The 8352-nt window shown below is 70.6% G+C and carries 6 protein-coding genes; 5 read left to right on the top strand and 1 reads right to left on the bottom strand.

Annotated features, from left to right (window positions below):
- Positions 1 to 375, top strand: a 375-nt coding sequence (locus tag ABZ646_RS33895) for a GNAT family N-acetyltransferase (RefSeq protein WP_360527564.1), incomplete at its 5' end; no start/stop codon positions are given.
- 195 nt (positions 376 to 570) lie between these two features.
- On the opposite strand, the gene ABZ646_RS33890 is transcribed toward ABZ646_RS33895, so the two are convergent.
- A complete protein-coding gene (locus tag ABZ646_RS33890; protein ID WP_360527561.1) occupies positions 571 to 1398 on the bottom strand; it encodes a rhomboid-like protein in 828 nt (275 codons plus the stop codon).
- A gap of 245 nt (positions 1399 to 1643) precedes the next feature.
- Here ABZ646_RS33890 and ABZ646_RS33885 point away from each other — a divergent pair, with 245 nt between their 5' ends.
- The 4 genes from ABZ646_RS33885 to ABZ646_RS33870 all read left to right on the top strand — a co-directional run.
- A complete protein-coding gene (locus ABZ646_RS33885; RefSeq protein WP_360527558.1) occupies positions 1644 to 2342 on the top strand; it encodes a spermidine synthase in 699 nt (232 codons plus the stop codon).
- A 110-nt stretch (positions 2343 to 2452) separates the two neighbouring features.
- On the top strand, positions 2453 to 3193 hold the full coding sequence (locus ABZ646_RS33880) for a response regulator transcription factor (RefSeq protein WP_360527555.1): 741 nt from the start codon (positions 2453 to 2455) through the stop codon (positions 3191 to 3193).
- Positions 3190 to 4308: a HAMP domain-containing sensor histidine kinase gene (locus ABZ646_RS33875; RefSeq protein WP_360527552.1), complete on the top strand. Its 1119-nt coding sequence runs from the start codon at positions 3190 to 3192 to the stop codon at positions 4306 to 4308. Before ABZ646_RS33880 ends, ABZ646_RS33875 begins: the two co-directional genes overlap by 4 nt.
- Positions 4309 to 4593: 285 nt before the next feature.
- Positions 4594 to 8352, top strand: a 3759-nt coding sequence (locus ABZ646_RS33870; RefSeq protein ID WP_360527549.1) for a multifunctional oxoglutarate decarboxylase/oxoglutarate dehydrogenase thiamine pyrophosphate-binding subunit/dihydrolipoyllysine-residue succinyltransferase subunit, incomplete at its 3' end; no start/stop codon positions are given.

Raw genomic sequence — 8352 nt, 5'->3', positions numbered from 1 at the left:
GCCGCGCTGGAGACGCAGGTGTGGGACCAGGACCTGGGATGGGTCGCGGAGTACCTGCGGGGTCTGCTGGCGGCGGAGCCGGACAGCACCGAGATCTACGTCGCCGAGGCGGCCGGGGAGATCGTCTCGGCCGCCTGGGTCACCTTCCGGCCGGGCACGGACTTCGCCATGCTGCTGGGCGGCTCGACGCTGGCCCCCTGGCGCGGCAAGGGCGTCTACCGCGCCCTGGTGGCCCTGCGGGCGGCCCGGGCGACGGCCAGGGGGGCAACCTACGTCCTGGTGGAGGCGTCCCCCGACAGCGCCCCGATCCTGGCACGCCTGGGCTTCACAGCCGTGACGACAACGACCCCCTACGTCTGGACTCCGGCCCGCTGAAGCACCCCGTCAGGGCAACCGGCCCGGTCGCGGCGGAAGAACCGGCGGCCACGACTCCGCAAGGACACCGCCGCGACCGCAACGCGACCCGCAGGAACAGCCCCGAACCCACCGGCGGACCCGCAGTGCGCGGCGCGCGGCCCACGGCGTCGCACGACGGGGGACGGTGCCGGCCAGGCCCGCCGTGCCTGCGCCTCAGACCGGGACGGTACCGGCGCCCGTACCGGTGGTGGCGCCCCTGCCGGTACGGCCCCCCTCCCGCTGCCAGCGCCGTACCGTCGGCCAGAGAGCCGTGCCGATGGCCAGCGCCAGCAGGTGGCCCCAGTTGGTCATCGGATCCTCGAAGGCGATCAGGTCGGACACCAGGCTGTACGCGACCAGGGCGAGCAGCGGCCAGCGCAGCCACGGGTTGAGCAGGCCGCAGAGTGCGCCGATGGCGGCGGCGACGCCGAAGCTGATGCCGTAGTCGAGGCGGTGCAGGGACGTGTCGGGGAGATGGCCGACCAGCACCGCCAGGCCGACCGGCACCTCGGTGCCGAGGGTGGCCAGCACGTGGCCGGTGAGGAAGACGAGGATCGCGCGGGCGCCCCCGATCCGCCGTTCCAACGCGGTCAGCGCGAGCACGAAGGCGAGGGCGTACGGCGACAGCAGCCCGCCCGCGATCCACAGCGCGCTCGCCAGCAGGACGAAGACCGGGGTGCGCAGCAGATGCGCCACGTCGGTGCTGGAGTCCTGGTAGATCGTGTGCATCGGACCGGAGCCGACGTGGCTCGCGAACAGCGAGGTGAGGGCGAGGATCGCCGTGTACCCGAAGGTGACCGGCGTGCCGGTGGGGGTGGGCAGCAGGCGCAGCGGGGCGGCGGCGGGCAGCGGCACCGGCGGCAGCACCACCGCGACCGGCCCGCGCTGCCGTGGCACACCGTCCAGCAGGACGGCGACCTCGGTGCCCGGCAGCGGTTCGGGCGAGGCAGCCGGAAGGGGCTCGTGCGGGGGCGTCGACGCGGCCCACGCGGTCCGTTCCACGGTGAGGGGCTCCTTCCGTTTCACCCCACCCTTCGCCGTCCCGCGAGCCGCCGTCTATGACCGAGGCCACGCGGCGAGCGATTCTCAGGATTTTCTGAAGAACCATGAGGCGCCAGGAGGAACCCTATGAGCCGCACCCGGCCACCAGCGGGCGCGAAGCGCCGCGCGACCCCTCGAACGAGTGACTCCCGTGCGACCGACCGGCACCCGTAATTCGCGTGGCCGCAAAGCCCTGTTGGGGCAGGATGTCGGCCATGAGCACCGCAGCCTCCGAGTACGACGGCCGTCCCGTGGTCCTGGACCGGCGCGACGGTCCGTACGGCGAGGTGGTCCTGCGCCGGCACGGCGAACTGCTGCAGATCATCGCCAACGGCTGCTTCCTGATGGACACCTCCGACGGCCGCTCGGAGCGGCTGCTGGTGGACGCCGCGCGGGCGGCCCTGGACGGGCGGGCGGCGCCGACGGTGCTGATCGGCGGACTCGGCGTCGGCTTCTCGCTGGCGCACGCCGCGCGGGACCCGCACTGGGGGCGGATCACGGTCGTGGAGCGGGAGCCCGCGGTCGTCGGCTGGCACCGGGACGGCCCGCTGTCCGCACTCTCCGCGCGCGCCTTCGCCGATCCGCGCACGGTGATCGTCGAGGGCGATCTCGTGGCGTTCGTCAATGAGACTTGCGACACGTTCGACGCGCTGTGCCTGGACATCGACAACGGACCCGGCTGGACCGTCGACATGGCCAACGAGGGCCTTTACTCACCGTCCGGACTCGCAAGCTGCGCAAGGGTGTTGAGACCGGGCGGGGTACTCGCCGTCTGGTCGGCGCAGCCCTCGGCGGAATTCGAAGAAACCTTGCGGAATGCCGGGTTCACGCAGGTGCGTACCGAAGAGATCCCGGTTGCCCGGGGCGTTCCGGACGTCGTCCACCTTGCCGTCCGCCCTGGATAGCGAGTGCGCCGCCTGTCCCCGTAATGTGCATCCCTGACGCGGATCATTCAAGCGTCAATCGCAGTCATGGGATCACCCCACTGGTTCCGGAAAGCACACAGGGGCGGGCGATGGAGCAGACACAGACCTCCCACAACGGCACGGCGACGGCGACTCAGGGCGCCCAGCGCCGTGTCCTGGTCGTCGAGGACGACCCCACGATCGTCGACGCCATCGCGGCCCGCCTGCGCGCCGAGGGATTCCTCGTGCAAACAGCGGGCGACGGGCCGGCCGCCGTCGACACCGCCGAGGCCTGGCAGCCAGACCTGCTGATCCTCGACATCATGCTGCCCGGCTTCGACGGCCTGGAGGTCTGCCGCCGGGTGCAGGCCGCCCGGCCGGTGCCGGTGCTGATGCTCACCGCCCGGGACGACGAGACCGACATGCTGGTGGGCCTCGGGGTCGGCGCCGACGACTACATGACCAAGCCGTTCTCCATGCGGGAGCTGGCGGCGCGCGTGCACGTGCTGCTGCGGCGGGTGGAGCGGGCGGCCATCGCCGCCTCCACGCCCCGCTCCGGCATCCTGCGCCTCGGCGAACTGGAGATCGACCACGCACAGCGCCGGGTGCGGGTGCGCAGCGAGGACGTGCACCTCACGCCGACCGAGTTCGACCTGCTGGTGTGCCTGGCCAACACCCCGCGCGCGGTGCTCTCCCGCGAGCAGTTGCTCGCCGAGGTGTGGGACTGGGCGGACGCCTCCGGCACCCGTACGGTCGACAGCCACATCAAGGCGCTGCGCCGGAAGATCGGCGCCGAGCGGATCCGCACCGTGCACGGTGTGGGGTACGCGCTGGAGACCCCGACGCCATGAGCGGCGGGCCGGCCGGGCCGAGAGGCCACGGGGGATCAGGAGCTCCCTCGGGCCCCGGGGAACAGCCCTGGGGCGGGGTACGCCCGTTCTCGATCAAAACCAAGCTGGGCGCGCTGGTCGTCGTCTCGGTGCTGATCACCACGGGCCTGTCGATGATCGCGGTGTCCACCAAGACGGAGCTCCGCTTCATCACGGTCTTCTCGATGATCGCCACACTGCTGATAACGCAGTTCGTGGCGCATTCGCTCACGGCGCCGCTGGACGACATGAACACGGTGGCCAAGTCGATCTCGCAGGGCGACTACACGCGCCGGGTGCGCGAGAACCGGCGGGACGAGCTGGGCGACCTGGCCGAGACGATCAACGTCATGGCCGACGAGCTGGAGGCCCAGGACCGCCAGCGCAAGGAACTGGTCGCGAACGTCTCGCACGAGCTGCGCACGCCCATCGCGGGCCTGCGGGCCGTCCTGGAGAACGTCGTGGACGGGATCGCCGAGCCGGACACCGAGACCATGCGCACGGCCCTCAAGCAGACCGAGCGCCTCGGCCGGCTCGTGGAGACGCTGCTGGACCTCTCCCGCCTCGACAACGGGGTGGTACCGCTGCGGCAGCGCCGTTTCGAGGTGTGGCCGTACCTCTCGGGCGTGCTCAAGGAGGCCAACATGGTCGCCGGGGCGCGCGGGCTGGCCTCGAACTCCGGCAGTCACACGCGCACCGACGTCCATCTGCACCTGGACGTGTCGCCGCCGGAGCTGACCGCGCACGCCGACCCGGAGCGCATCCACCAGGTCGTGGCGAACCTCATCGACAACGCGGTCAAGCACAGCCCGCCGCACGGCCGGGTGACCGTGCGGGCGCGGCGCGGGCCGCAGCCGGAGTCGCTGGAGCTGGAGGTCCTCGACGAGGGCCCCGGCATTCCGCGCTCGGAGTGGCACCGCGTCTTCGAGCGCTTCAACCGGGGCGCCGTCCGACGGCCGCACGGGCCGGGCAGCGACGGCGGCACCGGACTGGGGCTCGCGATCGCCCGCTGGGCGGTGGATCTGCACGGCGGCGGGATCGGCGTGGCCGAATCCGAGCGTGGTTGCAGGATCATCGTCACTCTTCCGGGGCTTTGATCCGTTCCAAGTTGACGTAAAGTGCGAACCGGAGTCTCAAGATCCACCTGCGGTCCCCGCGACCGTCGGGAACGAGGCGGCCCCCGGCCCGGCGGAGCCATGCCCGGTTGAGCCCGGTCACAGCAGAACCACGCTTGTTTCCCGCCATTTCAAGCCCTGAAACAAGTTTTCCGGTGTGACTTACGCGACGATGACCTTGCTCAGCCTGACCTTCCCGGCCATGGAGGCGTAGCCTTTATTCCCGCTGTCCATCACCTTGTGAAGCGGAAGAGGGCGGTTGCCGCCGTGTCGCCACAGTCCCCCAGTAACTCGAGCATCTCGACCGACGCAGACCAAGCGGGCAAGAACCCCGCGGCCGCGTTCGGACCGAACGAGTGGCTCGTCGACGAGATCTATCAGCAGTACCTCCAGGACCCGAATTCGGTAGACCGAGCCTGGTGGGACTTCTTCGCCGACTACAAGCCGGGAGCGCCCGCCGCCCCGGCCCCGGCGGGTACCGCGGCCGCGGGGGCCGCGGGCACCACGACACCGGCGCCGGCCCAGCCGGCGGCTCCGGCCGCCCCGGCGCCCGCCCAGCCCGCTCCCGCCGCCCAGGCGCCTGCCGCGGCGGCTCCTGCCGCGCCGGCCGCCCCCGCGGCGCCCAAGGCCGCCGCGCCCGCCGCGGCCCCGGCTCCGGCGCCCGCGAAGCCCGCCGCCGCCCCGGCCGCCGCCAAGCCGGCCGCCGCGAAGGCCACACCCGCCGCCGCGCCCGAGGGTCCCGAACTGGTCACCCTGCGTGGCCCCGCCGCGGCCGTCGCGAAGAACATGAACGCCTCGCTGGAGCTGCCGACGGCCACCTCGGTCCGCGCGGTCCCGGTGAAGCTGCTCTTCGACAACCGGATCGTCATCAACAACCACCTGAAGCGCGCCCGGGGCGGGAAGATCTCCTTCACGCACCTGATCGGCTTCGCGATGGTGCAGGCCATCAAGGCCATGCCGTCGATGAACCACTCGTTCGGCGAGAAGGACGGCAAGCCGACACTGGTCAAGCCGGCCCACATCAACCTGGGCCTCGCCATCGACCTGGTGAAGCCCAACGGCGACCGCCAGCTCGTCGTCGCGGCCATCAAGAAGGCCGAGACGCTGAACTTCTTCGAGTTCTGGCAGGCCTACGAGGACATCGTCCGTCGCGCCCGCGACAACAAGCTGACGATGGACGACTTCACCGGTGTCACGGTCTCCCTGACCAACCCCGGCGGCCTCGGCACCGTCCACTCGGTCCCGCGTCTGATGCCCGGCCAGTCGGTCATCATGGGCGTCGGCTCCATGGACTACCCCGCCGAGTTCCAGGGCACTTCCCAGGACACCCTGAACAAGCTCGGCATCTCGAAGGTCATGACGCTCACGTCGACCTACGACCACCGGGTCATCCAGGGCGCCGCCTCCGGCGAGTTCCTGCGCCAGGTCGCGAACCTCCTCCTCGGCGAGAACGGCTTCTACGACGACATCTTCGAGGCCCTGCGCATCCCCTACGAGCCGGTCCGCTGGCTGCGGGACATCGACGCCTCGCACGACGACGACGTCACCAAGGCCGCCCGCGTCTTCGAGCTGATCCACTCCTACCGGGTCCGCGGCCACGTCATGGCCGACACCGACCCGCTGGAGTACAAGCAGCGCAAGCACCCCGACCTGGACATCACCGAGCACGGCCTCACCCTGTGGGACCTGGAGCGCGACTTCGCGGTCGGCGGCTTCGCCGGCAAGTCGATGATGAAGCTGCGCGACATCCTCGGTGTGCTGCGCGACTCGTACTGCCGCACCACCGGCATCGAGTTCATGCACATCCAGGACCCGAAGCAGCGCAAGTGGATCCAGGACCGCGTGGAGCGCCCGCACTCCAAGATGGAGCGCGAGGAACAGCTGCGGATCCTGCGCCGCCTGAACGCGGCCGAGGCGTTCGAGACCTTCCTGCAGACGAAGTACGTCGGCCAGAAGCGCTTCTCCCTGGAGGGCGGCGAGTCCGTCATCCCGCTGCTCGACGCGGTCCTGGACTCGGCCGCCGAGTCCCGCCTCGACGAGGTCGTCATCGGCATGGCCCACCGCGGCCGCCTGAACGTCCTCGCGAACATCGTCGGCAAGTCGTACGCGCAGATCTTCCGCGAGTTCGAGGGCAACCTCGACCCGAAGTCGATGCACGGCTCTGGCGACGTGAAGTACCACCTGGGCGCCCAGGGCACCTTCACCGGCCTGGACGGCGAGCAGATCACGGTCTCTCTGGCCGCGAACCCCTCCCACCTGGAGACGGTCGACCCGGTCATCGAGGGCATCGCCCGCGCCAAGCAGGACATCATCAACAAGGGCGGTACGGACTTCACGGTCCTGCCCGTCGCGCTGCACGGCGACGCGGCCTTCGCGGGCCAGGGCGTGGTGGCCGAGACCCTGAACATGTCGCAGCTGCGCGGCTACCGCACCGGCGGCACGGTCCACATCGTCATCAACAACCAGGTCGGCTTCACCGCGGCCCCCGAGTCCTCGCGCTCCTCCATGTACGCCACCGACGTGGCCCGCATGATCGAGGCCCCGATCTTCCACGTGAACGGCGACGACCCGGAGGCCGTGGTCCGCGTCGCGCGCCTCGCCTTCGAGTTCCGCCAGGCGTTCAACAAGGACGTGGTGATCGACCTCATCTGCTACCGCCGCCGCGGTCACAACGAGTCGGACAACCCGGCCTTCACCCAGCCGCTGATGTACGACCTGATCGACAAGAAGCGCTCGGTGCGCAAGCTCTACACCGAGTCCCTGATCGGTCGCGGCGACATCACCCTGGAAGAGGCCGAGCAGGCCCTCCAGGACTACCAGGGCCAGCTGGAGAAGGTCTTCACGGAGGTCCGCGAGGCCACCTCGCAGCCGGCCGCCGGTGACGTCCGCGAGCCGCAGGACGGCTTCCCGGTCGCCGTGCCGACCGCGATCTCCGCGGAGGTCGTGAAGCGGATCGCCGAGTCCCAGGTCAACATCCCCGACCACTTCACCGTCCACCCGCGGCTGCTGCCCCAGCTGCAGCGCCGGGCGGCGATGATCGAGGACGGCACCATCGACTGGGGCATGGGCGAGACCCTGGCCATCGGCTCGCTGCTGATGGAGGGCACGCCGGTGCGCCTGTCCGGCCAGGACTCCCAGCGCGGCACCTTCGGCCAGCGCCACGCGGTCCTGATCGACCGCGAGACGGGTCTCGACTACACCCCGCTGCTCTACCTGTCGGAGGAGCAGGCCCGGTACAACGTCTACAACTCGCTGCTCTCCGAATACGCGGTGATGGGCTTCGAGTACGGCTACTCGCTGGCCCGTCCGGACGCGCTGGTGATGTGGGAGGCGCAGTTCGGTGACTTCACCAACGGCGCCCAGTCGGTCATCGACGAGTACATCTCGGCCGCCGAGCAGAAGTGGGGCCAGACGTCCGGCGTCACCCTGCTGCTCCCGCACGGCTACGAGGGCCAGGGCCCGGACCACTCCTCGGCCCGTATCGAGCGCTTCCTGCAGCTCTGCGCCCAGAACAACATGACGGTCGCGATGCCGACGCTCCCGTCGAACTACTTCCACCTCCTGCGGTGGCAGGTGCACAACCCGCACCACAAGCCGCTGGTCGTCTTCACCCCGAAGTCGATGCTGCGCCTCAAGGCGGCGGCCTCGAAGGCGGAGGAGTTCACGAGCGGCGAGTTCCGCCCGGTCATCGGCGACTCGTCGGTGGACGCGAACGCGGTCCGCAAGGTCGTCTTCTGCACCGGCAAGGTCTACTACGACCTGGAGGCCGAGCGGCAGAAGCGCGGTGTCACGGACACGGCGATCATCCGCCTCGAGCGCCTGTACCCGCTGCCGGGTGCGGAGCTCCAGGCCGAGGTCAACAAGTACCCGAACGCCGCGAAGTACCTGTGGGTCCAGGAGGAGCCGGCGAACCAGGGTGCCTGGCCGTTCTCGTGCCGCGTCGGCCCAGGCCGAGATCGACCGCCTGGCCGCCGCCCGCGACGAGGCCCAGGAGCGAGCGGTCACGGCACAGGAGGAGTACGAGGC

It is taken from the genome of Streptomyces sp. NPDC007162 (assembly GCF_040634175.1).
In the GTDB taxonomy this organism is placed as follows: Bacteria; Actinomycetota; Actinomycetes; order Streptomycetales; family Streptomycetaceae; genus Streptomyces.
Note: the sequence above shows the minus strand (reverse complement) of the source record. Positions and strands in the feature narration are given on the sequence as shown.